Genomic DNA, 21,841 nt, shown 5'->3' on the forward strand with positions numbered 1-21,841 from the left:
CGATATTCTGGGAAAGCGGACGTGCTGTCCGCATCCAGCCCGGTCGACAAATATTATCGGTAACGGTTCTGCGTCTTCGAACGTATAAGGTTGCCCTCGATGAAGACGTTCCTCGCCATCTTTTTGATGCTATTCGCCGCGACCGCGGCATTTCCGGCCCCGACTGCGCACAGCAGCTGCGAGATGACGACGGGCAAGATGCACGGCATGACGATGGCGCCGGAGAGCTCGCATCCCGATGGGTCTTGTTGTGATTCGAACAAGGATTGCGCACAGGCTTGCGACATGGTTTGCGCACCTACGGCGGTGGCCCCCATGATGGCAGGCGTGGAACCGACGCGCTCTTTGCGCCTGGTGGCCGTCGCAAGTCGCCAGCCTCAGCTCACCTCGTTGATTTTCACGACGACAGACCCGCCTCCGAAGACTGTCGGCTAAAGCAGCCCCTAAGGCTGCCCTGAAGCGGCTCGCTCTTATGGGCGAGTTCCGGACGTTCCCGGCGCTGTGCGCCTGGGCGATAAAAGGGTCATACCATGCTTTTCAGTCTAACTGACGTACCGTCGGTGCGCTTTCGCGGCGTCCTGGCATTGGCCGCCATCCTCCTGTCGGGCGCAGCTCAAGGGCGACCGATGACGTTCGACGATGCGCTTAGACAGGCGCGCGGCGACGCGCCCTCGCTTCGGGCCAGATCGCTCGAGATTGATGCGGCGCGTCTACGACGCGACGCTACCGGGCGCCTGCCCGATCCAAAGTTGCGACTAGAAGAGGATAGTTTTCCGATCTCGGGGCCGTTGGCATTCAAACCCTCACGCGACGACTTCAACTGGTTCAGTGTCGGCGTCTCGCAGGACATTTTGAACGCCGCCAAGCGCCACGCCCAGCAGCAGCGAGCCGGAGCCGAGATCACGGTCGCAACGGCTCAAGCGACGGCCGAGACGCGCACTGTGGAGGTCCAAACCGCGCTTGCGTGGATTACCGTCGCTTTCGCCCAGAAAAGGGTCGCCGCGCTCGACTCGGTTAGGCGGCGGCTCGACCGGCTGGTCGGCACGACGCCGAGCGCGGTCGCGGCGGGCAACGCGCGACCAGCGCAGGTGTTGGCGGGGCGCCAGGCACTCGCCGCGCTCGATGATCGCCGGGATGAGCTAATCTCGGCTTTGGCGAAGGCTCGTGCTGTCCTTACACGGTGGACCGGCGATCCCGATCCGGCGATCGCCGGGCCCGTACCGAACTTCGAGGTCGATGCCGCGCGCCTTGAGGCCGCGCTGGACGGAAATCCCGCACTGGCGACTGTCGCCGCCAAGGTCACTCAGTCGCTAGCGGAGGTCCGGGTCGCGGAAGCGGAGCGGCGCCCGGACTTCAGCGTCGATGTCAGCTATCAGCGCCGCGACCCACGCTTTGGCGACTATGTCTCGGCCGGGGTAACGATCGGCCTTCCGCTTTTCCAGAAGCACCGTCAGGCGCCCCTCATCGCCGCGCGTCAGGCCGATGCCGCACGGGTGCTCGCCGAGCAGGAGGCCGCGCGGCGCGCGCTCCGCGCCGAGCTCGACGCCGGACTGGCCGAACACGCCGCTCACCACGCCCGGCTGGAGCGTGCCCTCCGGACCATCGAGCCACTCGCCCGCGAGCGGGTCGACCTGGAGACGGCCAGCTATTCAGCTGGACGGGCCGGGCTGATCGACATTGTCGATGCCCACAGCGCGCTGGCCAACGCGATGCTCGACACGCTCGACCGAGAGGCCGACGTCGCTCTCGAAGCAGCGCGGATCAATCTCACCTATCGGAGCGCGGCACGATGACCTCAGTCTTCCGCACACCCCCGGGCCGCGCCGCGATCCTCGCAGTGGTCGCCAGCGGTGCGATCGGCTTCGGCATCGCTCGCTGGACCGCACCTGCTGCTCAAACGGAGACCGGTGCCTCTGCTTCCGAAAGCAAGAAGAAGGTCCTCTATTACTACGATCCGATGGTGCCGCGGGAGCACTATAGCAGTGCAGATGCACTCTCATCCATGGGGATGAAGGCGTTCAAACCCAGATATGCGGACGAAACCGACGCAGTCGCCGGGCCGCCATCGGTAACGGTCGATCCGGGCGCTCAACAGAATCTCGGGATCAGGGTCGCGACCGCGACGACCGGCACGCTTGCTGGCGCGCTCGACGTCACTGGCACGGTCGACTTCAACCAGCGCGATGTTGCTATAGTGCAGGCGCGATCTACGGGCTTCGTCGAGCGGGTCTATCGCCGGGCGCCGGGCGACGTGATCCCAGCCGGCGCACCGATCGCCGATCTGCTGGTGCCCGAGTGGGGCGGCGCGGAAACCGAGTACAGCGCCGTGCGCCGCACCGGCGATCGCGCCCTGATCGCCGCAGCAGGCCAGCGGTTACGGCTGCTCGGGGTTTCAGCCGGCCAGACGGGGCGGCGCGGAGTGGTAACCGTCCGAAGCCCGATCAGCGGTGTGATTCAGACGCTCGATGCTCGAGCCGGGGTGACGCTCGCGCAAGGCCAGACGCTCGCCCAGATCAACGGACTTGGCACCGTGTGGCTCAACGCGGCGATCCCGGAGGCACAGGCTGGTCAGGTACGTGTCGGTCAGTCAGTTACCGCCGATTTGACCGCCTTTCCAGGTGAGCCTTCCGGGGGGCGCATCGTTGCGGTTCTGCCGACAGCCTCGACTGAGAGCCGGACGCTCACCGTCAGGGTCGAGTTGCCAAATCACGGCACGCGGCTGCGGCCGGGCATGTTCGCGACCGTCCACCTCACGAACGAGGCGCGGTCGGCCCTGCTCGTGCCGAGTGAAGCGGTCATCCGCACGGGCAAGCGAACCCTTGTGATGCTTGCTGAACGGAAGGGCCATTATCGCCCGGCGGAGGTGCGCGTCGGCCGGGATGTCGGCGGTCAGACAGAAGTCCTCGCCGGGCTTAGCCCGGGTGAGAAAGTGGTCGCGTCGGGTCAGTTCCTGCTCGACTCCGAGGCAAGCCTTAGCGGTATTCCGGCGCGGCCAATCGGGGGCGGCACCAAGTGATCGCCCGGATTATCCGTGCGTCGGTCAAAGGCCGCTATCTGGTTCTCCTAGCCGCGCTCGTCGTAATCGTGATCGGCATCGGTGCGATCAAAACGACCCCCGTAGATGCCTTGCCCGACCTTTCGGACGTGCAGGTCATCGTCAAGACCAGCTATCCGGGGCAGGCACCCCAAGTCGTCGAGAGCCAAGTCACTTACCCATTGGCGACGACGATGTTGTCGGTGCCAGGGGCGCGGGTCGTGCGCGGCTATTCTTTCGAGGGCGACAGCTTCGTCTATATCCTATTCGACGACAGCACAGACCTGTATTGGGCGCGCAGCCGCGTTCTCGAATATCTCAGTCAAGTGCAGAGCCGGCTGCCTGAAGGCGCCAAGGCATCGCTTGGCCCGGACGCGACAGGCGTCGGGTGGATCTACGAATATGCCTTGGTCGATCGAACCGGCCGGCACGATCTGTCTGAACTGCGCAGCATCCAGGACTGGTTCCTGCGCTACGAGCTCAAGACCATTCCCGGTGTCGCCGAAGTCGCAAGCATCGGCGGCATGGTAAGGGAATATCAGGTCTTGCTCGATCCGCAGAAGCTCGCCTCCTACGGCATCACACACGATCAGGTCGCGGACGCGCTCAAGCGCGCCAATCAGGAGAACGGTGGCTCGGTCGTTGAAATGGCCGAGGCGGAATATATCGTTCGTTCGACCGGCTATCTAAGTTCACTCGACGACTTTCGCGCGGTTCCGCTGAAGACGGCAGCCGGCGGCGTTCCGGTGCGGCTGGGTGACGTCGCCACGGTCCAGGTCGGTCCCGCCATGCGCCGCGGGATTGCCGAACTGAACGGCCAAGGTGAAGTCGCTGGCGGCGTCATTGTCATGCGTCAAGGCAAGAATGCGCGCGAAGTGATCGACGGCGTGCGCACCAAGCTCGCCGAACTGAAGAAGAGCCTGCCGCCTGGCGTCGAGGTGGTCACCACCTATGATCGTTCGGGGTTGATCGACCGTGCGGTCGAAAACCTCACCAGCAAGTTGATTGAGGAGTTCATTGTCGTCGCGTTCGTCTGCGGACTCTTTCTTTGGCACGCCCGGTCGGCGCTGGTTGCGATCCTGACGCTGCCGCTCGGTATCTTATTCGCGCTGATCGTCATGCGCCTGCAAGGCGTCAACGCCAATATCATGTCGCTAAGCGGCATCGCCATCGCCATTGGCGCGATGGTCGATGGCGCAATCGTGATGATCGAGAATGCCCACAAGCATATCGAACATTGGGAGCGCGATCGCCCTGGCGACGTACTGGAAGGTCCGGAGCGGTGGCGCGTCATCACCGACGCCGCAGCCGAAGTTGGTCCGGCGTTGTTTCTCAGTCTCCTGATTATCGCGCTGTCGTTCGTGCCGGTGTTCTCGCTTCAGGGGCAGGAAGGACGCTTGTTCGCCCCGCTCGCGTTCACAAAAACCTATGCGATGGCCGGCGCGGCGATCCTCTCGATCACCTTGATCCCCGTCCTCATGGGCTTCTTCATTCGCGGTAAAATCCCGGTGGAGGAGAGCAATCCGATCAATCGCTGGCTGACCCGTCTCTACCGACCGGCGCTCGACTGGACGCTGTCCCGGCCCAAGCAGGTGCTGGTCATTGCGGCGCTGCTATTCGCCACCATCCTCTGGCCCGTTACCCGGCTCGGCGGCGAATTCATTCCGCAAATGAACGAGGGCGATCTGCTTTACATGCCCTCGGCACTGCCCGGCCTGTCTACCGCCGAGGCGGGACGGCTGCTTCAGCAGACCGACCGCCTGATCAAGACGGTGCCGGAGGTTGCCACCGTGTTCGGCAAGGCCGGACGCGCAGACACGGCAACTGATCCCGCGCCGCTCGAAATGTTCGAGACGACCATCCGCTTCAAGCCGAAGAGCGAGTGGCGAGTGGGCATGACGCAGGACAAGCTGATCGATTTGCTCGATCGCACCGTGAAGGTGCCCGGACTCGCGAACTTCTGGATTCCGCCAATCCGCAACCGCATCGACATGCTGTCGACTGGCATTAAGAGCCCGATCGGGATCAAGGTCGCGGGCTCGAATTTGGCCCAGATCGACGAGGCCGCCCACAAGATCGAACTCGTGGCGAAGACCGTACCCGGCGTCAGTTCGGCACTCGCGGAGCGTCTGACGGGCGGCCGCTATGTCGAGGTTGTGATCAATCGTGCGGCCGCGTCGCGCTACGGCATGAACATCGCCGACGTGCAGTCGATCGTTTCCGGGGCCATTGGCGGCGAGACCATCGGCGAGACAGTCGAGGGGCTGGCGCGTTATCCGATCAACCTCCGCTACCCACGTGAGTTACGCGACAGCCTCGACGATCTCAGGCAGCTGCCTGTGGTAACCCCGTCGTATCAGCAGATCACGCTAGGCACCGTTGCGGACATCCATGTTGCCGATGGGCCGCCGATGCTGAGAAGCGAGAACGGTCGGCCGGTCACGTGGATTTATATCGATGGCAGGGACCGCGCCCTGACCGAGATCGTGGGCAATCTCCAGCGTGCCGTAGCCGCGAACGTCAAGCTGTCACCGGGAGTCAGCGTCACCTACACTGGCCAGTTCGAGTTTCTCCAGCGCGCGGTTGCACGGCTCAAGATCGTTGTGCCGGCAACGCTACTGATCATCTTTCTGCTGCTCTACGCGACTTTTCGGCGGCTGGACGAGGCAGCGTTGATCATGGGCACCCTGCCGTTCGCCCTCACGGGCGGCGTTTGGCTGCTTTATCTGCTTGGCTACAATCAATCGGTTGCGACTGGGGTTGGCTTCATCGCGCTGGCCGGCGTCTCCGCCGAGTTCGGCGTGGTCATGTTGATCTACTTAAAACACGCTTTGGCCGAACGACCCTCGCACCCGGATGGACAACAGATTGAAGAGGCGGTGCGGGAAGGCGCGCTGCTTCGAGTTCGACCCAAGGCGATGACCGTCGCAGTCATTCTCGCGGGTCTTTTTCCGCTCTTGATCGGGACGGGAACCGGGTCGGAAGTAATGAGCCGTATCGCCGCCCCGATGATCGGCGGCATGTTGACGGCACCCCTGCTGTCCATGCTCGTCATCCCCGCTGGCTATCTCTTGCTAAGACGACGCGAGGGGAAGCGATCGCAACGGATCCAACCTCCTCTCTAGCGGATGGTTCGAGACTTGAGGAGGAGGCAAGAGCTGATGGCCTGAGCTGACTCTCACCTGGCTTAGCTAGGTGTTCAGCTTAACAGTCTTACCGTCCTCTTTGGTGAAGTATTCCGGGCGCCGATCGAGAAGGTCGAGTACAACCTCGGAGGGGCGTGAAAGCTTAGAGCCTTTGGGCGTGACAACGATGGGTCGGTTTACCAAGATGGGATGCTCGAGCATCGCGTCGAAAATCTGTTCGTCGGTGGCATCCGGCGCGAGGAGCCCGAGCTCCGCCGCAGGCGTTCCCTTCTCGCGCATTATGTCGCGCGGGCGCATGTGCATGGCAGCGAGCAGCTCGCCAAGTTGCTGTCGCGTCCAACCCGCTTTCAGATACTCGATAATCTTCGGCTCGTACCCAGCGGCTCGGATCATGGCGAGCGTGTTGCGCGACGTGCCGCAGGCGGGGTTGTGATAGATCGTGATCGGGAATTCGGTCATGCGAGGCGCTCCTGTCTGAATAGCCAACCGCTTAACAGTGCGGCGAGCGCTGCACCGGCGAGTTGGGCGATGATGAAGGCGGGTGCTGACGACGGTGCGATGCCGGCAAACGTGTTGCTGAGCGACCGGGCGATCGTCACTGCAGGGTTCGCGAACGAGGTCGACGCTGTGAACCAGTAGGCGGAGGTAATGTAGAGGCCAACGATGAACGGCGTCGCCTCGGGCCGGAAACGGAGCGAACCGAGGATGGCAGCGATCAGCCCAAAGGTCGCCACGCCCTCCGAAAATGCCTGGGCCGGTCCGTCGCGCAGCTTGCTCGAGATCTGGAGCACCGGCTCGGCAAACATTAGGTGTGCCGCCCACACACCCGCGACGGCACCGATGATTTGAACGGCAATGTATGCCGCGGCCGTCGACGCGTTGAGTTCACGACGGGCGGCGAAGACGAGCGTGACAGCTGGGTTGAAGTGGGCCCCCGAGAGCGGACCGAACATCGTGATGAGCACGACCAAACCTGCGCCGGTCGCAAGTGTGTTGCCGAGCAGGGCGACAGCGGCGTTCCCGGCGGCAAGCCGGTCGCCCATGATGCCCGAGCCGATTACAATCGCGAGCAGCAGGGCCGTCCCCAGTGCCTCCGCGGCGAGACGGCGTGACAGGTCGAACTGCTGGAGGGGCGGCTCGAGGCTTGGCGAAGTCACGCTGGCGCCGGGGCGTCGTCTGCGCAGCAGGCGGTTCGCGCCATGATCGCCGCCAGCGGCGCGCAGATCGCCGGGGAGCCCTGGCAGCAATCTTCGACAAGGTAGGAGAGCAGCGCCGACATCGGCTCATAAGCTGCGGTGTAGATGATCGACCGACCTTCTCGTCTCGACTCAATCAGCCCGGCATGGGTGAGGACGCTAAGGTTGGCCGAAAGTGAGTTGGCCGGAACTCCGAGGTGGCGCGCGATCTCACCGGCCGCAACGCCGTCCGCTCCGGCCTGCACGAGCATGCGGAACACGGCGAGCCGGCCCTCGTGGGCGAGCGCCGCCAGAGCGGCAACGGCGAGCTTGCTTTCCATACTTCCACGTTATTAGAAGTGTACGAGCTTGCCAACCATAATGTTGCGCACGCCCCGCCAGAGTGAGTGATGACCGACGACTTTCCAGCCCTGTCACCCGAGCATATCGACCGGCCCTCGCTGGAGAAGCTGATACCTGTGACGGTGTCCACGCATCCACCTCGGTTCCTGCTCCTCTACGGCTCGCTGCGGGAGCGGAGCTTCAGCCGCCTGCTGATCGAGGAGGCAGACCGCCTGCTGCGCAACATGGGTGCAGAGACGCGGATTTATGATCCGCGCGGCTTGCCCCAGCCCGACGACGCACCCGCGACCCACCCCAAGATCGCCGAGCTCCGCGAGTTGTCGATCTGGTCGGAGGGGCACGTGTGGTGCTCACCGGAACGGCACGGCGCCATGACCGGCATCTTCAAGAGCCAGGTCGACTGGCTGCCGCTGGAAAGCGGCGGCGTTCGCCCCACCCAGGGCCGGACGCTGGCGGTGTGCCAGGTCAATGCAGGCTCGCAATCGTTCAACACAGTCAACCAGCTCCGCATCTTAGGACGGTGGATGCGGATGATCACGATCCCGAACCAATCCTCTGTCGCCAAGGCCTTTAACGAGTTCGACGACAACGGCCGAATGAAGCCGTCAGATTATTATGCGCGGCTCGTTGACGTCATGGAGGAGCTCTACAAATTCACGCTGCTGACCCGCGACCGGTCGGAATACCTTGTGGACCGCTATAGCGAGCGGCAGGCTAGCGAACACCATCCGGTCGTCCCGCTCTGATTAACGCCGAGCCGAATGAGGCGAGAGATTCAGCGGCCCATTGGCCCATGACGAGTGTAAGGGCGCCACTATAAAGTGGCTCAGCTCAGAAACCTCTGCCAGAGCGCGGTGTCCGCCAATATGGCGACCTCAATGCGCGTGCTGGCCGCGGTCGGCTCGCGTATCGTTCATTGGATGGGAGGGCAAGAAGCGCTCGGAGCTCTTCCGATCGCCTCTTCCTTGCCGCCAATCTTTACAAAGTGTGACGTAGCCTTGGAAACTGGAAGTCGGCCCCGACCGGCGGCGGCATTCGTCGCCTCGAATGCGGCCCCAGTGGCTTGGCGGGCCGTTCGACTAGGACGACCGCTTCTGGGAGGCCAGATCACCGGCATCATGAAGGCGCAAATCGACCACTTCCCGCTCAACATGGGCGGAATCAGGCCGACGCAGGGGCGCACTCTGGCCGTGACGCAGGTGTCGGCGGGATCGCAATCGTTCAACAGCGTCAACACGCTGCGTATACTTGGTCGCTGGATGCGGATGACGACCAGTCCGAACCAGTCGAGCGTCGCCAAGGCCTACCAGGGATTCGACGAGACCGGGCGAATGAAGCCGTTCAACCATTATGACCGGAGCGTAGACGTCATGGAGAAGTTGGTCCGCTTTCCCTGGCTGCTCCGCACCCACGGCGCGGCGCTCGTCGACCGCTTTTCGGAGCGAAAGGAGGCTGGCGCCAAGATGCTTGGCGCGGCCTCAATCTAGCCAGCGAGTCCCAAGGGTCGACGTGTGCTTGGCTAAGGAGCGTCCGCTTCTAGGCGATCGTTTGGCGGCCGTGATGGGCCGAGAGATGGGCGCTTTGCGGTGGTTGAGCTCAACAAGCCAGGTCCGCGGAAAGTTATTTTCAAATCGCCGAAACTTGCGCCTGGACGCGGGCTATTCACGAGGTAAATTCGAGCGTCGGACACTAAAAAGTTCAATGTGAGCCTCGAACCCCTGTTCTTTTGGCGGAGCGAGAGCGCAAAACGCTCTCGCATAAAGTTGGTCGGGGAGAGAGGATTCGAACCTCCGGCCCCTGCCTCCCGAAGACAGTGCTCTACCAGGCTGAGCTACTCCCCGACCGACCACCGCGCGGTGACGCGGCGGTCAAGGCGGGGGCCTCTTAGGCGGCGGTCGGTGGGGATGCAACCCGCTTCACGGTCCGCCCGCCGGCGTCGCTTCATTCGGCGGACAAACGAGGCCGAGAAGCAGCAAAGAGGTCACAGCGAGACTTATTCGCGCGGTAACTCGAAACGGCCGCGCAACATTGAATAATCGGTCATTCTTTTGCGGTTAGCAGCGGTGGATGACCGAGCCCGTCCGTCTGCCAGATCCGGCCACTGCCGATCCCTTTACAGCCATGTTCCAGCAGGCCGACGGGTGGCGCCGCGATTGCCTGGCGCTGTTCGCGGAACTCGACGGAATCGTCGACAAGCTTCTCGCCGAACTGCAACCGCCGCGCCGGCGCCTGAAGCGACAGAAGCCCTCCGACCTGCCGCCGTTCGACCGGCTGCGTGAGCTGACCGGCAGCAAGGGAGCGCTGGCCAGCGTTGGCAAGGCGATATCGGAGACGCTGGCCGACCTTGCGCCATGGTGCGAATGGCGCCGACATCTTGATCATGGGGTGCTGACCGTCTGGCGCGGACGCGGGCATCAGTGGCTGCTCGCGCTTGCCTTTCAGCAGTCGGAAGCGGCGCCGACGCGCGCCTACGCCATCACCTGGTCGGAAGCGTGTGCGATGCGAACGCTGGTGACCAAGCGCATTGCCTCCCTGCGCAGCAACGCCCGCTCGCTGGCCAATGCCGTGGCGCTCGCCGCCTAGCTCGCGAAGGCTGGGTCGAGCCGGTAGGCCTTGCGCAGCAGCGCGGGCCAGGCGAGCAGCTTGGCGGCGATCTTGAGGCCCATCTGGCCCTGCTGGGCGGCAATCTCGGGGGTGCCCTGCGGCGGGTTGTTGATCTTGTCGCCCGCGGACAGGGCGTAGATCTGCGCCTCGCAGGCGCGCTCGAGGAAATACATGCGGATGAACGCCTCGCCGACGGTCTCGCCGACGGTCAGCGTGCCGTGATTGCGCAAAAGCATCGCCGAGCGAGTTCCGAGGTCGGCGACGATCCGCTCGCGCTCCTCGAGATCGGTGGCGACGCCTTCGTAATCGTGGAAGGCGAGATCGCCGCCGACCAGCATCGCGGTCTGAGTCAGCGGCAGCAGCCCCTCGGCATGGGCGGCGACCGCCTGGCCGTGCGGTGTGTGGAGGTGGATGACGGCATGAGCGTCGTCGCGCGCCATGTGTACCGCCGAATGGATGGTGAAGCCGGCCGGATTGGTCAGGAAGGGCGTCGGCTCGACCGGATTGCCCTGAAGATCGACCTTGATCAGCGACGAGGCGGTCACTTCCTCGAACATGAGGTTGTAGGGGTTGAGGAGGAAGTGGTGCTCCGGCCCCGGCACCCGCACGCTCATGTGGGTGAAGATGAGGTCGTCCCAACCGTAATGCGCGACAAGACGGTAGGCAGCCGCGAGGTCGATGCGCAGCTGCCATTCCTCGTCGCTGACTCGGCCTTCGAGGCTGGGGATCTCGACCGAGGCGAGCGGGCTCATCTGGTCCATGCCGCTGTTGATCGTGTCCACGCGATTCATGAGGCGGTCTCCTGTCGGTCGGGATGGGCGGCGGCAAAGGCCGGAAGCTCGGTCAGCATCGCGTCGATGCGGGTAAGCGTCGGGAAGCCGTCAAGCGGGGTGTCGAGCCGCCGCGCATTGTAGAGCTGGGGCACGAGGCAGATGTCGGCCATGCTGAGCTGGTCGCCAAAAAGGTAGGTGCCGGCAACCGGCGCGGCGAGGCCGTCCAGCGCCGCCAGCCCCTCACTGCACCAGTGACGGTACCAGGTATCGACCACTTCCTGCGACTGGCCGAGCTCATTCTTGAGATAACGCAGCACGCGCAGATTGTTGAGCGGGTGAATGTCGCAGGCGACGGTCAACGCCAGCGCCAGAACGTGTGCGCGCCCGGCGGGGTCTTTCGGGACGAACGGCGGATCCTTCACCTGCGCGTCGAGGAAATCGAAGATCGCCAGGCTCTGCGTGATCCGCTCGCCGTTCATCTCGAGCATCGGCACGAGCCCCTGCGGGTTGAGCGCGACATAGGCCGGCGCCTTCTGCTCGTCGTGGCGCAGGTCGACGGGATGCTGGGTGTAGGCGATGCCCTTGAGGTTGAGCGCGATCCGCACCCGGTAGGAGGCCGAGGAGCGGAAGTAATCGTGAAGGATCGCGTCGGGCATCGAAGAGGCCTTACTCCAACCCGTACGGTTCGAGAAAGGGCGCGATCACCTCGGGCGGTACGCGGATCGGGCGGCCGGCGGCCTTGTCGATGATTGCCCACACCGTGCGGGCGCGGACGCAGACCTTGCCGTCGGGGCCGATGAATTCCATCAGCCGGTCGAACTTGGCGCCCTTGGGCGCCTCGCCGACCCAGGTCCGCCCGGTCACCTTGTCGCCGACGAAAGCGGGGCGGAGGTAGTCGATCTCGTGGCGAACGATGACCCAGAAATAGTCGTCGGCATGGCGCGGGTCGGCGAGGCTGTACCAATGCGCCAGCGCCACTTGCTGGATCCACTGCACCCACACCGCATTGTTGACGTGGCCCAGCTCGTCGATGTGCTCGGGCAGCGCGGTCAACTCGAGGGTGAAGACCGGACGTTCGGTCATTCCTTTATTCCCAGCTGGTCGAGCACGAAGGCATATTCCTCGGCGACTTCGCGTAAGGAATCCCAGCGGCCCGATTTGCCGCCGTGGCCGGCGCCCATGTTGGTCTTGAGCATGAGCAGACGGTCGTCGGTCTTGGTCGCGCGGAGGCGCGCGGCCCATTTGGCCGGCTCCCAATAGGTTACACGCGGGTCGTTGAGGCCCGCGGTGATCAGCAGCGGCGGATAGGCCTGCGCAGTGACATTGTCGTAAGGGCTGTAGCTCAGCAGCAGCTTGAACGCGTCCGCGTCGGTGATCGGATTGCCCCACTCGGGCCACTCGCCCGGCGTGAGCGGCAACGAGTCGTCGAGCATCGTGTTGACCACATCGACGAAGGGCACGTCGGCGATCACGGCTCCCCAGAGGTCGGGGTCGGTATTGATCACCACTCCCATCAGCTCGCCCCCGGCCGAACCGCCCTGGATCGCGATCCGCCCCGGCGCGCCGAAACCCTCGCCGACCAACCCCTTGGCGACGTCGACGAAGTCGGTGAAGGTGTTGGTGCGCTTGGTCAGCTTGCCGTCTAAGAACCACTGGTAGCCGAGGTCGTCGCCGCCGCGGATGTGGGCGATCGCGTAGGCGAAACCGCGGTCGAGCAGGCTGAGGCGCGCGGTCGAGAAGCTCGGCGGGATGGCGTGGCCGTAGGCGCCGTAGGCGTAGAGGAAGAGCGGTTGGCTGCCGTCCTTCGCATAGCCTTTCTTGTAGACCACGCTGGCCGGCACGAGCGTCCCGTCGCGGGCAGGCAGCATCAGGCGCTCGGTCGCATATTGGTCGGCATCGTAGCCCGACGGGATTTCCTGCACCTTGCGGACGATCAGCTCACCCGCACGCGGATCGTAGTCGTAGACCGTCGCCGGTGTGACCATCGAGGTATAGCCCACCCGGTAGAAGTCGGGCGCGTAATCGGGATTGCCGCCGAACCCGGCGGTGTAGCTCGCCTCGGCGAAGGGGATGCGGGTCGTCTCGCCGCTCGCATAATCGCGCAAGAGGAGCTGATCGAGCCCTTCGATTCGCGTGGTCAGCGCGAGATGATCGCGGAACGAAGTGAGCCCGCGCAGGTAGGTGCGGTCCGATCCCGGGATCACCTCGGCCCACTCGCCCGGCCGCGCCGGATCGGCGCTGGCGACGCGGAAATTGACGTGGGTGTCGTTGGTCAGGATCCACAGCCGGTCGTGCGCCGCGTCGACGCTATATTCTCGGCCTGCCTGACGCGGCGCGATCAGGGTCTGCGGTGCGGTCGGCTGGTCGGCCGGAACGAACCGCACCTCGCTGGTCGTGTTGTCGCCGGTAGCGATGAAGATGAAGCGCCGGTCCTGGCTGCGTGAGACGCCGACCGAGAAGCCCTTGTCGTCGGTCTCCTCATACAAGGTGACCCTCTCGTCCAACGGCGCGCCGATCCGGTGGTACCTGGCCCGGTAGCTGCGCCAATTATCGTTGACTTCAGTGAAGACGATCCCGGCCGAATCGCTGGTCCACACCGGGCTGCCGATGCCGACGCTGCTGACTTCCTCGAGCGTCTCGCAGCTGGCGAGGTCACGGATGCGTAGCTTGAATCGCTCCGAGCCGTCGTCGTCGACCAAAGTCGCCGCCAGCCGCCCGTCGGGACTAACCGCCAGCGCGCCCAAACGGAAATAATCCTTGCCCGCCGCCTCGGCGACCTCGTCGAAGATGAGCTGGTCTTCGCCGCCGGCCGTTGGTCGCCGCCACCACTGCCGGTACTGCGCGCCGGCCTCGAACGCCCACCAATATTCCCAGTCGCCATCCTTGACCGGGACCGAGCGGTCGTCCTCCTTCTGGCGGCCCTTGAGCTCCTGAAACAGCGTTTCGATCAGGCTGTCGTGCGGCCCCCTCCACGCCTCGAAATAAGCATTCTCGGCCTTGAGGTAGCCGAGCACGACCTCGTCGGTGACGGTCGGATAGCCGGGATCGCGCAGCCAGGCGTAGGGGTCCTCGACCGTAACGCCGTGGCGCTCGTAGGTGTGCGGGCGCTGGAGGGCTTGCGGTGGCGGCGGCAGGTCGGCGGGGCTGGTCATTCCCCGCCTTTGCCAATCGCGGCCCGTCGGGGCTAGAGCAAAGCCCATGTCCAGCCACGCCGACCGCCTCGCCGCCCTCCGCCGCCAGCTTGCCGAGCAGCAACTCGACGGTTTCGTCGTCCCCCTCACCGACGAGCATATGAGCGAATATGTCGGCAGCTATGCCCAGCGGCTTGCCTGGCTGACCGGCTTCGAGGGCTCGGCCGGTTCGGCGGTGGTGCTGCCGGAGGAAGCGGCAATCTTCACCGACGGGCGTTACACGCTGCAGGTGCGCAGCCAAGTCGACGGCAAGGACTGGAGCTATCAGTCGGTGCCCGAGACCAGCATCGCCGACTGGCTCAAGGACCATGCGCCCAAGGGCGCACGGATCGGCTACGACCCGTGGCTGCACCGGCGCGACTGGGTCCGCCAAGCCACCGAAGCGCTCGCCGCGCGCGCCGCGACGCTGGTCCCGGTCAAGGACAATCCGATCGATCGGGTCTGGGCCGACCGGCCGAAGGCGAGCAAGGCCAAGCTGACCGTCCAGCCCGAGCGCTATGCCGGGCGCAGCAGCGCGGCCAAGCGGCAGGAAATCGCCGACTGGCTGACCGGGCATGGCGCCGACGCCGCGGTGCTCGCCGCGCTCGACTCGATTGCCTGGACCTTCAATGTCCGCGGCACCGACGTCAGCCACACGCCGGTCGCGCTGGCCTATGCTTTGGTCAACGCCGACGGCACCGCCGACCTGTTCGTCGCGGGCGAAAAGGTGAGCCCCGAACTGACCCAGCACCTCGGCAATGGCGTCCGGCTCCACGAGCGGTCGGCGTTCGAGAGTGCACTCAAGAATTTTGCCGGGAAGACCGTTGCGGTAGACGGCGAGCGCTCGGTCGCCGCTATCTTCGAAGCGCTCGAGGGCGCCGGGGCGACGATCATCCAGCTGCGCGATCCGACCGTCTTGCCCCGCGCGATCAAGAATGAGGCCGAGCTCGCCGGTCAGCGCACCGCCCAAGCCCGCGACGCGGTGGCGATGACGCGCTTCCTCAAGTGGGTCGAGGACGAAGCGCCGAAGGGCGAACTCGACGAACTGGTCGCCTCGGACCGGCTCGAGGCCTTCCGCCGCGAATATCCCGAACTCAAGGATCTGAGCTTCGACAGCATCTCCGGCGCCGGACCGAATGGCGCGATCGTCCATTACCATTCGACCGAGAAAACCAACCGCAAGCTCGAGAAGGGCTCGCTCTACCTGATCGATTCGGGCGGGCAGTATGAGGACGGCACGACCGACATCACCCGCACCGTCGCGGTGGGGGAGCCGACCGCCGAGATGCGCGACCGCTTCACTCGGGTGCTGCAGGGCCACATCGCCATCGCCACCGCCGTTTTCCCCAAAGGCACGCGCGGCGGGCAGCTGGACGCCTTCGCCCGCCGGCCGCTGTGGGAAGCGGGCCTCGATTATGCCCACGGCACCGGCCACGGGGTCGGCAGCTTCCTCTCGGTCCACGAGGGCCCGCAGCGCATCTCACCCCCCGGCGGCGCCTTTGCCGGCGCCGACGAGCCACTCCAGCCGGGCATGATCCTTTCCAACGAGCCGGGCTATTACAAGACCGGCGAGTATGGGATCCGAATCGAGAACCTCATCCTGGTGGTCGAACGTGAGATTGATGGCGCCGAGAAGGAAATGCTGGGGTTCGAGACGCTGACCTTTTCGCCGATCGAGCGGCGGCTGATCGACAAGGCCATGCTGTCGCCGTCCGAACTTAGCTGGCTCAACGACTATCATGCCGAGGTGTTGGCGAAGGTCGGACCGCAGCTTGGCGGCGACGAGCGCTCCTGGCTCGAACAGGCCTGCGCGCCGCTCTAAGCGTCGTCCCGGTGAAGGCCGGGATCTCAGCGCGGCTCAGTCGGCCGCGTCGTTCCGATCCGAGGTCCCGGCCTCCGCCGTGACGACGCCCTGGGCCTCCACTGCCCGCGCCTGCGCCTTTCGCTTGCGCAGATTCTCGCGCAGTTGTGCCGCCAATCGCTCGGCTTTGTCGTCCTTGCTCATTCTCTTTCCTTGACACGGGACAAGGGTCGCCGCCATAGGCCCGCCCGTCTCCGGACAGTGCTGCCGTAGCTCAGTGGTAGAGCGCATCCTTGGTAAGGCTGAGGTCGTGAGTTCAATCCTCACCGGCAGCACCATCATTCGCCGATAGCGACCCTCCGGGGGAGGGTCGCGGCGAATGATCCCCCGGAGGGGTCGCGCTGAGCCCCACGCCCTACCCCGCCAGCTCTCCATAGCCCCCGCACCGCCGCGTCCGCGCCAGCGCCGCCAGTGTCTTGTCGACGCTCGCCATGGCGACGTCCGAACGAATGTCCGGCGGGTGCACCGCCAGCCGCATCACACCGGGCATCGGCACGGTCCGCAGCGCCCGCGCTGCCCACAGCGACGAGCGCAGACGCGCCCTGCTTCGCGTCGCCCAGGTCACCACCGGGCTGCGCGCGAGCACCTGGCCGGTCCGCGGCGACCACACTTTCCAGTGATCCTCGGCCAGCGCGATGCCGGTATTGCGCAGCGCGGTGTGGGCTCCGTCGCCATAGAGCCAGGCAGGCGCGACGAAGCCGGCGATCGGCTGGCCGGTGACGTCCTCGAGCAATGCTTTCCCGTCGCGGATCCGGCGCTCGGCCTCGGCGCGGTCGAGCCCGAGAAACTCACCCTCGCCGGCGGTCATATGTTTGGCACGGAAGCGGGCGGCGGCGCCCGCGTGGTCGCTGCGGTCCTGGTGGAACCATCCGTGGAGAAAAATTTCGTGTCCGCGCTCGGCCCAGCGCCGCAGCCGCGTCGCGAACGGCGTGCCCGAGATGATCGGGGCGTTTCCCCAATGGTCGGGCACGGCAAGCAGCGCGACCCGCTCGCCGGCCACCGGCGCCAGCCGCGCCAGCAACGCATCGACCTCGCCTTCGAACCGCGGCGAGACGTCGTGAATGGAAGCGAGCAGCAGTCGGCGTGACATGATTGGCCCTTGCCGTGTCTTTCATGTCACCGCTACGCTCGTGTGACGATGTGACACAATCTTCATTTGTCGGAAAAAGCCGCGATAGTCACAACGGCATAGCCATTCTCTCGTCACAATGAGGCTTAACCGGTCCCGCCATGCGGATTGTCGATGTCTGTGCCTTCTACACGCCCTACGGCGGCGGTGTTAAAACCTATCTCGAGCGCAAGCTCGAGGTCGCGGCGGCGCATGGCCATGAGATGATCCTGCTCGCGCCGGGCCGCGAGGACGGCTGGAACGAGGTCCGTCCGGGCGCCGTCATCGCCACCCTGCGCAACCCCGAGCTGCCGGTCGACCGGCGTTACCATTATTTCGCCGATGAGGAGGCGCTGCACGCCGCGCTCGACCATTGGCGCCCCGACCATATCGAGGCGAGCTCGCCCTGGTCGAGCGCAACGCTGGTCGGGCGCTGGCAGGGCGCCGCGACCCGTAGCCTCGTGATGCACGCCGATCCGTTGGCGAGCTATGCCTATCGCTGGTTCGGCAAGGTCGCCGAGCGGCAGACGATCGACCGCTGGTTCGGCTGGTTCTGGCGCCACCTGCGCGGGCTCGACGGGATGTACGACTTGGTCGTCAGCGCCAACCACAGCCTGTCCGAGCGGCTGCGCGAGGGCGGGCTGCGCAACGTCGCCACCGTTCCCATGGGCTGCGAACCCAACACCTTCTCGCCCGACCTGCGCGACGAGCCGCTGCGCGAGGAACTGCTGCGCCGACTGGGTCTGCCGCGCGGCGCGACCCTCTTGCTTGGCCTCGGTCGATTCGCCGCCGAGAAGCGCTGGGCGATGGTGATGCGCGCGGTCGAGCAGGCGTCGGCCACGCGTCCGGTCGGCCTGCTGTTGGTCGGCGACGGCAATGCCCGACCCAAGCTCGAGAAGCTCGCCGCCAATTGCCGCCATGTCACGGTTGGCAATCCGGTCCGCGATCGGGCGACTCTTGCGACCCTGCTCGCCAGCGCGGACGCGCTGGTCCACGGCTGCGAATCGGAGACCTTCTGCATGGCCGCGGCAGAGGCACGGGCAAGCGGGCTGCCGCTGATCGTCCCCGATTTCGGCGGGGCGGCGAGCCACTATCTGGCGGGCGCCGGGCAGCGCTATGTCGCCGCCGACCGCCAGTCGCTGAGCGAGGCGATCGTCCGCTTCGTCGATGGCGGCCCGACCAGGGCGCGGGCGATGGCGGCGGCGAACACCGTCACCCGCACGATGGACGATCATTTCGCCGAGCTGTTCGCGCGCTATCGCCAGCTCGGCGGCCCGGTCCCGGCCGAGATCCTGCCGCGCGTGGCGGCGCTCGCCTAAGCCTCCGCGTTCGGTTGACCCGGCGCGTCGCAGCCGCCACTCACCCGGGCCATGCGCTTCTTCTCCGACAATGCAGCCGCCGCGCACCCGGCGGTGCTCGCCGCCATGGCCGAGGCCGACCGGCTCGACACCGCTTATGATGGCGACGGCTGGTCGCAGCGGCTAGACGCCGCTTTTTCCGAGCTGTTCGAGACTCCGGTTACCGCGCTGTGGGTGACGACCGGAACCGCCGCCAACTGCCTCGCGCTGGCGGCAATGGTCCCGCCCTATGGCGGCGTGCTGTGCCATCGCGAGGCGCACATCAATGTCGACGAGGCCGGCGCGCCCGAATTCTTTACCGGCGGCGCCAAGCTGCTGCTGGTCGACGGCCCCGGCGCCAAGCTCACGGTCGACGCGGTCGAGGAAGCGCGCAGCCGCATCCGCCCCGACGTCCACCAGGTCCAGCCGCGCGCGCTGTCGATCACCAACGCCAGCGAATATGGCCTGACTTATTCGCCCCAAGAGACCGCCGCGCTCGGCGAGTGGGCCAAGATCCAAGGCCTCCGCTTTCACCTCGACGGCGCGCGTTTCGCCAATGCCGTGGTCGCGACCGGCGCCAGCCCCGCCGACCTCAGCTGGCGCGCCGGGGTCGAGGCGCTCAGCTTTGGTTGCGTCAAGAATGGCGGGCTGTCGGCCGAGGCGCTGATCCTGTTCGATCCCGCGCTGGCCGATCCGGTTCGCCGGCTGCGCAAGCGCTCGGGCCACCTGCTAAGCAAGGGCCGCTACCTCGCCGCGCAGCTGCTGGCGATGATCGCCGACGACCGTTGGCTCGCCAATGCCCGCAACGCGAATGAGGCGGCGCAAAGGCTTGGCGCTGCCGCCGGCGCCGAGCGGCTGGTCCACCCGGTCGAGGCCAATGAGGTGTTTCTCAAGCTGACCGCCGACGAGGCCGCCCGGTTGCGCGCTGCCGGGTTCGACTTCTACGACTGGGGCGTCAGCGAAGCGCGGCTGGTGACTAGCTGGGACCAGGACCTTGCCGCGGTCGACCGGCTGGCGGACGCGATCCGGGCGCTGTGAGCGCGCCGCTCGGCCGCGGGGCGGTCCTGCTCTTCTTCATCACCATCACATTGATCTGGGGTTCGACCTGGATCGTCATCCGCGACCAGCTCGGCGTCGTCCCGGCGCATTGGTCGGTGACCTACCGCTTCGTGATCGCGGCGGCGGCGATGGCGGCCTACACCAAGTGGCAGGGCAGCGGCTTGCGCCTGCCCCCGGGCGCGTGGCGGATCGCGGCGCTGTTCGGCTTCTGCCAGTTCTGCGTCAACTTCAACGCGGTCTATCTCGCCGAGCATCACATCACCTCGGGGCTGGTGGCCTGTGTCTTCGCGCTTCTGCTCATCCCCAACAGCCTGCTCGCCTGGGCCTGGACCGGGCATCGGCCGAGCCGCAGCTTCATCCTGTCGGCGATTCCGGCAGTGGGCGGCATCGCCCTGCTCTTCTGGAACGAGGTTGAGAGCGCCCGTGCGCCGCTCGATCAGGTGCTGCTTGGCATCGGCCTGACCCTGACCGGGGTGATGGGGGCGAGCGTGTCGAACGTGCTCCAGACTACCGAGAAGGCGAAGCAGGTGCCGCTGCCGACCATGCTGACCTGGGGGATGATCTTCGGCGCCAGCTTCGACGCGGCCTTTGCCCTCGCGGTCAGCGGGCCTCCGGTGTTCGATCCGCGGCCGAGCTATTGGCTTGGGCTCGCTTACCTAGCGCTGTTCGCCTCGGCGCTCGCGTTCAGCCTCTACATGCCGATCATCCGCACCATCGGCGCCGGGCGCGCCGCTTATTCGAGCGTGATCGTGCCGATCATCGCCATGGCGCTGTCGACCCTGTTCGAGGCCTATCGCTGGACCCCGCTGGCGTCGGGCGGGGCGGTCCTCGCCATGGCCGGCATGGTGTGGGCCCTGACCAGCCGCCACGACGTGGTTCCGACCCCCGTCGCGGACTAGAATTTTGCCGGCAGCGGCGCCGGGCGGACGATCCCGCGCTGGTCGGGCGGTAGCTCGCCCAAGTGCCGCGCCTTCCACTCCATCGAGCGGTGGACGCGATTGTAGCCCGAGGGATGGTCGAAGAAGACGATCTCCTCGAGTCGCCCGGGCTCGAGCTTGCGATATTCGCCGAGCATCATCGCCACCGCCGCGAAGCCGTCGGGCTCACGCGCTGCGTCTAGCCCGAAGGCATCGGCCTCGATCTCATGGGTGCGGGTGATGCTGTTGGTGGCCGGCGTCAGAAGCAGCATCAGCGCGCTTGCCAGCCCGGCGTAGAGGGGCAGTGCCGCGGGGTCGGCCGGATCGCTGACCTTCCATTGCCCGGCGTGACGCCTGAGCAGACGCGGCGCCAGCCACCACAGCGCCAGCAGCACAACGAGGTAGATCAGCCCGAATTCGAGAATCAGCGAGACAACGTGATTGAGGACATAATGCCCCATTTCGTGGCCCATCACGCCCTTCACCCCCGCCGGCGGCACGCGCCGCAGCAGATTGTCGTTGAGCGTGATCCGTACCGTCGGGCCGAGACCGGAGACGTTGGCCGAGATGCGGTCGCTCTGCTTCGAGGCGTCGGAGACATAGATGTTGTCGGCCGGGATATGCTGGGCGTGCGCCATGGCGAGGATCTGGTCGCGCAGCGGGCCCTGCGGCATCGGCGTATAATGGTTGAAGAGCGGGGCGATGAACACCGGCGCGATCAGCGCACCGAGTGCGGTGAACAACATCATCACCGCCGTGCCCCACAGCCACCACGACCGCGGCGCGCGCCGGATCACCGCAAAGATGCCGGCAAGTGCGAACGGCGCGATCACCAGAGTCAGCAAAAGCGCGGTTCCCTGTTCCTTCAGCCAGTCGGGGAAGGTCAGGTTCGAAAGGCCATACTGATGCTCGCGGACGAAATCGGTGTAGATGGTCCACGGCAGCAGCAGCAGGCTCGTCGCCAAGATATAGGGCAGCGCGTAAAGCATCACCCGCCGGCCAGGTCCGCGCCCGACGCGCCGCGCCCACGCGCTCCAGCGCGCTGACCAGCCCGACTGCAGCAGCGCCCAATTGACCAAAATGGTGAGCAGCGCGCTCCACAGCAGCAGCCAATAGCCGCCCTCGAAGTAGGCGTCCGAGCGCGCCCGCGCGGCACCCTGCACCATCGCCAGATAGGCCTGCGTCGCCTGGTCGACGTCGAACCCGCCGGCCGGTGCCGCGGCCGCAGCCATCACGAGCAATTGCATGGTCGTTTCTCCCCCGTGCCGACCCTAGCGGCGCAGACCGCGTGGGG

At 65.8% G+C, this 21,841-nt stretch carries 20 protein-coding genes, 2 tRNA genes and 1 pseudogene; 12 read left to right on the plus strand and 11 right to left on the minus strand.

Annotation, left to right across the window (positions count from 1 at the left end; translation table 11 throughout):
* The first annotated feature begins 99 nt into the window (after positions 1 to 99).
* From GCU42_RS09200 to GCU42_RS09215, 4 genes are all read left to right on the plus strand, one after another.
* The gene (locus GCU42_RS09200) at positions 100 to 435 is read left to right on the plus strand and encodes a hypothetical protein (protein WP_114227235.1); all 336 of its coding nucleotides are present in this window, start codon (positions 100 to 102) and stop codon (positions 433 to 435) included.
* A 353-nt stretch (positions 436 to 788) separates the two neighbouring features.
* Positions 789 to 1,793, plus strand: coding sequence for a TolC family protein (locus tag GCU42_RS09205; RefSeq protein ID WP_484588775.1), 1,005 nt, complete (start codon positions 789 to 791; stop codon positions 1,791 to 1,793).
* Positions 1,790 to 3,016 carry an efflux RND transporter periplasmic adaptor subunit gene (locus tag GCU42_RS09210; protein WP_114227237.1) on the plus strand — a complete coding sequence of 409 codons (1,227 nt, stop codon included), beginning with the start codon at positions 1,790 to 1,792 and terminating at the stop codon, positions 3,014 to 3,016. Before GCU42_RS09205 ends, GCU42_RS09210 begins: the two co-directional genes overlap by 4 nt.
* Positions 3,013 to 6,159, plus strand: coding sequence for an efflux RND transporter permease subunit (locus GCU42_RS09215; protein WP_114227238.1), 3,147 nt, complete (start codon positions 3,013 to 3,015; stop codon positions 6,157 to 6,159). The genes GCU42_RS09210 and GCU42_RS09215 overlap by 4 nt, the downstream gene beginning before the upstream one ends.
* A 66-nt stretch (positions 6,160 to 6,225) precedes the next feature.
* On the opposite strand, the gene arsC is transcribed toward GCU42_RS09215, so the two are convergent.
* From arsC to GCU42_RS09230, 3 genes are read right to left on the minus strand one after another with little or no spacing between them, the layout of a single operon-like run.
* A complete protein-coding gene (gene arsC, locus GCU42_RS09220; protein ID WP_114227239.1) occupies positions 6,226 to 6,639 on the minus strand; it encodes an arsenate reductase (glutaredoxin) in 414 nt (137 codons plus the stop codon).
* Positions 6,636 to 7,295, minus strand: a complete 660-nt coding sequence (locus GCU42_RS09225) for an aquaporin (RefSeq protein ID WP_205214980.1) — start codon at positions 7,293 to 7,295, stop codon at positions 6,636 to 6,638. The genes arsC and GCU42_RS09225 overlap by 4 nt, the downstream gene beginning before the upstream one ends.
* Positions 7,296 to 7,333: 38 nt before the next feature.
* Positions 7,334 to 7,696, minus strand: a complete 363-nt coding sequence (locus GCU42_RS09230; protein ID WP_114227240.1) for an ArsR/SmtB family transcription factor — start codon at positions 7,694 to 7,696, stop codon at positions 7,334 to 7,336.
* A gap of 69 nt (positions 7,697 to 7,765) precedes the next feature.
* Here GCU42_RS09230 and arsH point away from each other — a divergent pair, with 69 nt between their 5' ends.
* Together arsH and GCU42_RS09240 are read left to right on the plus strand one after the other, a co-directional pair.
* The gene (gene arsH, locus GCU42_RS09235) at positions 7,766 to 8,464 is read left to right on the plus strand and encodes an arsenical resistance protein ArsH (RefSeq protein WP_205214958.1); all 699 of its coding nucleotides are present in this window, start codon (positions 7,766 to 7,768) and stop codon (positions 8,462 to 8,464) included.
* A gap of 354 nt (positions 8,465 to 8,818) precedes the next feature.
* A pseudogene (locus GCU42_RS09240) lies at positions 8,819 to 9,205 on the plus strand (NAD(P)H-dependent oxidoreductase); the annotation flags it as partial.
* A gap of 277 nt (positions 9,206 to 9,482) precedes the next feature.
* Here GCU42_RS09240 and GCU42_RS09245 read toward each other — a convergent pair.
* A tRNA-Pro gene (locus GCU42_RS09245) sits at positions 9,483 to 9,559 on the minus strand.
* A gap of 226 nt (positions 9,560 to 9,785) precedes the next feature.
* Here GCU42_RS09245 and GCU42_RS09250 point away from each other — a divergent pair.
* Complete coding sequence (locus tag GCU42_RS09250; protein WP_152569539.1) at positions 9,786 to 10,301, plus strand: hypothetical protein; 516 nt, start codon at positions 9,786 to 9,788, stop codon at positions 10,299 to 10,301.
* Here GCU42_RS09250 and GCU42_RS09255 read toward each other — a convergent pair.
* Genes GCU42_RS09255 through GCU42_RS09270 form a run of 4 tightly spaced genes read right to left on the minus strand, consistent with a single transcriptional unit; the run spans position 10,298 to position 14,247 of the window.
* The gene (locus tag GCU42_RS09255) at positions 10,298 to 11,074 is read right to left on the minus strand and encodes a class II aldolase/adducin family protein (protein ID WP_114227804.1); all 777 of its coding nucleotides are present in this window, start codon (positions 11,072 to 11,074) and stop codon (positions 10,298 to 10,300) included. The genes GCU42_RS09250 and GCU42_RS09255 overlap by 4 nt on opposite strands.
* A 35-nt stretch (positions 11,075 to 11,109) precedes the next feature.
* On the minus strand, positions 11,110 to 11,751 hold the full coding sequence (gene maiA, locus GCU42_RS09260) for a maleylacetoacetate isomerase (RefSeq protein ID WP_114227243.1): 642 nt from the start codon (positions 11,749 to 11,751) through the stop codon (positions 11,110 to 11,112).
* Between the two features lie 10 nt (positions 11,752 to 11,761).
* Complete coding sequence (locus tag GCU42_RS09265; RefSeq protein WP_114227244.1) at positions 11,762 to 12,178, minus strand: acyl-CoA thioesterase; 417 nt, start codon at positions 12,176 to 12,178, stop codon at positions 11,762 to 11,764.
* Complete coding sequence (locus GCU42_RS09270) at positions 12,175 to 14,247, minus strand: S9 family peptidase (RefSeq protein WP_114227245.1); 2,073 nt, start codon at positions 14,245 to 14,247, stop codon at positions 12,175 to 12,177. Before GCU42_RS09270 ends, GCU42_RS09265 begins: the two co-directional genes overlap by 4 nt.
* A 46-nt stretch (positions 14,248 to 14,293) precedes the next feature.
* Here GCU42_RS09270 and GCU42_RS09275 point away from each other — a divergent pair, with 46 nt between their 5' ends.
* Positions 14,294 to 16,087, plus strand: a complete 1,794-nt coding sequence (locus GCU42_RS09275; protein ID WP_114227246.1) for an aminopeptidase P family protein — start codon at positions 14,294 to 14,296, stop codon at positions 16,085 to 16,087.
* A 36-nt stretch (positions 16,088 to 16,123) separates the two neighbouring features.
* Here GCU42_RS09275 and GCU42_RS15055 read toward each other — a convergent pair whose 3' ends face one another.
* Positions 16,124 to 16,270, minus strand: coding sequence for a hypothetical protein (locus tag GCU42_RS15055; protein ID WP_168713112.1), 147 nt, complete (start codon positions 16,268 to 16,270; stop codon positions 16,124 to 16,126).
* 59 nt (positions 16,271 to 16,329) lie between these two features.
* On the opposite strand from GCU42_RS15055, the gene GCU42_RS09280 reads away from it, so the two are divergent.
* Positions 16,330 to 16,404: transfer RNA gene (locus GCU42_RS09280), tRNA-Thr, on the plus strand.
* Positions 16,405 to 16,481: 77 nt separating this feature from the next.
* Here GCU42_RS09280 and GCU42_RS09285 read toward each other — a convergent pair.
* Positions 16,482 to 17,216, minus strand: coding sequence for a polysaccharide deacetylase family protein (locus GCU42_RS09285; RefSeq protein WP_114227247.1), 735 nt, complete (start codon positions 17,214 to 17,216; stop codon positions 16,482 to 16,484).
* A gap of 140 nt (positions 17,217 to 17,356) precedes the next feature.
* On the opposite strand from GCU42_RS09285, the gene GCU42_RS09290 reads away from it, so the two are divergent.
* Genes GCU42_RS09290 through GCU42_RS09300 form a run of 3 tightly spaced genes read left to right on the plus strand, consistent with a single transcriptional unit; the run spans position 17,357 to position 20,529 of the window.
* On the plus strand, positions 17,357 to 18,553 hold the full coding sequence (locus GCU42_RS09290) for a glycosyltransferase (protein ID WP_114227248.1): 1,197 nt from the start codon (positions 17,357 to 17,359) through the stop codon (positions 18,551 to 18,553).
* 51 nt (positions 18,554 to 18,604) lie between these two features.
* Positions 18,605 to 19,609, plus strand: a complete 1,005-nt coding sequence (locus GCU42_RS09295) for a threonine aldolase family protein (RefSeq protein ID WP_114227249.1) — start codon at positions 18,605 to 18,607, stop codon at positions 19,607 to 19,609.
* Positions 19,606 to 20,529 (plus strand): DMT family transporter, encoded by a 924-nt coding sequence (locus tag GCU42_RS09300; protein WP_114227250.1) that lies wholly within the window; start codon positions 19,606 to 19,608, stop codon positions 20,527 to 20,529. Before GCU42_RS09295 ends, GCU42_RS09300 begins: the two co-directional genes overlap by 4 nt.
* Here GCU42_RS09300 and GCU42_RS09305 read toward each other — a convergent pair.
* On the minus strand, positions 20,526 to 21,794 hold the full coding sequence (locus GCU42_RS09305; protein WP_240309402.1) for a M48 family metallopeptidase: 1,269 nt from the start codon (positions 21,792 to 21,794) through the stop codon (positions 20,526 to 20,528). The two genes, GCU42_RS09300 and GCU42_RS09305, sit on opposite strands and share 4 nt — an antisense overlap.
* Positions 21,795 to 21,841: the final 47 nt, after the last annotated feature.

The sequence above is a fragment of the Sphingomonas ginsengisoli An et al. 2013 genome, from assembly GCF_009363895.1.
Lineage (GTDB): Bacteria > Pseudomonadota > Alphaproteobacteria > Sphingomonadales > Sphingomonadaceae > Sphingomicrobium > Sphingomicrobium ginsengisoli.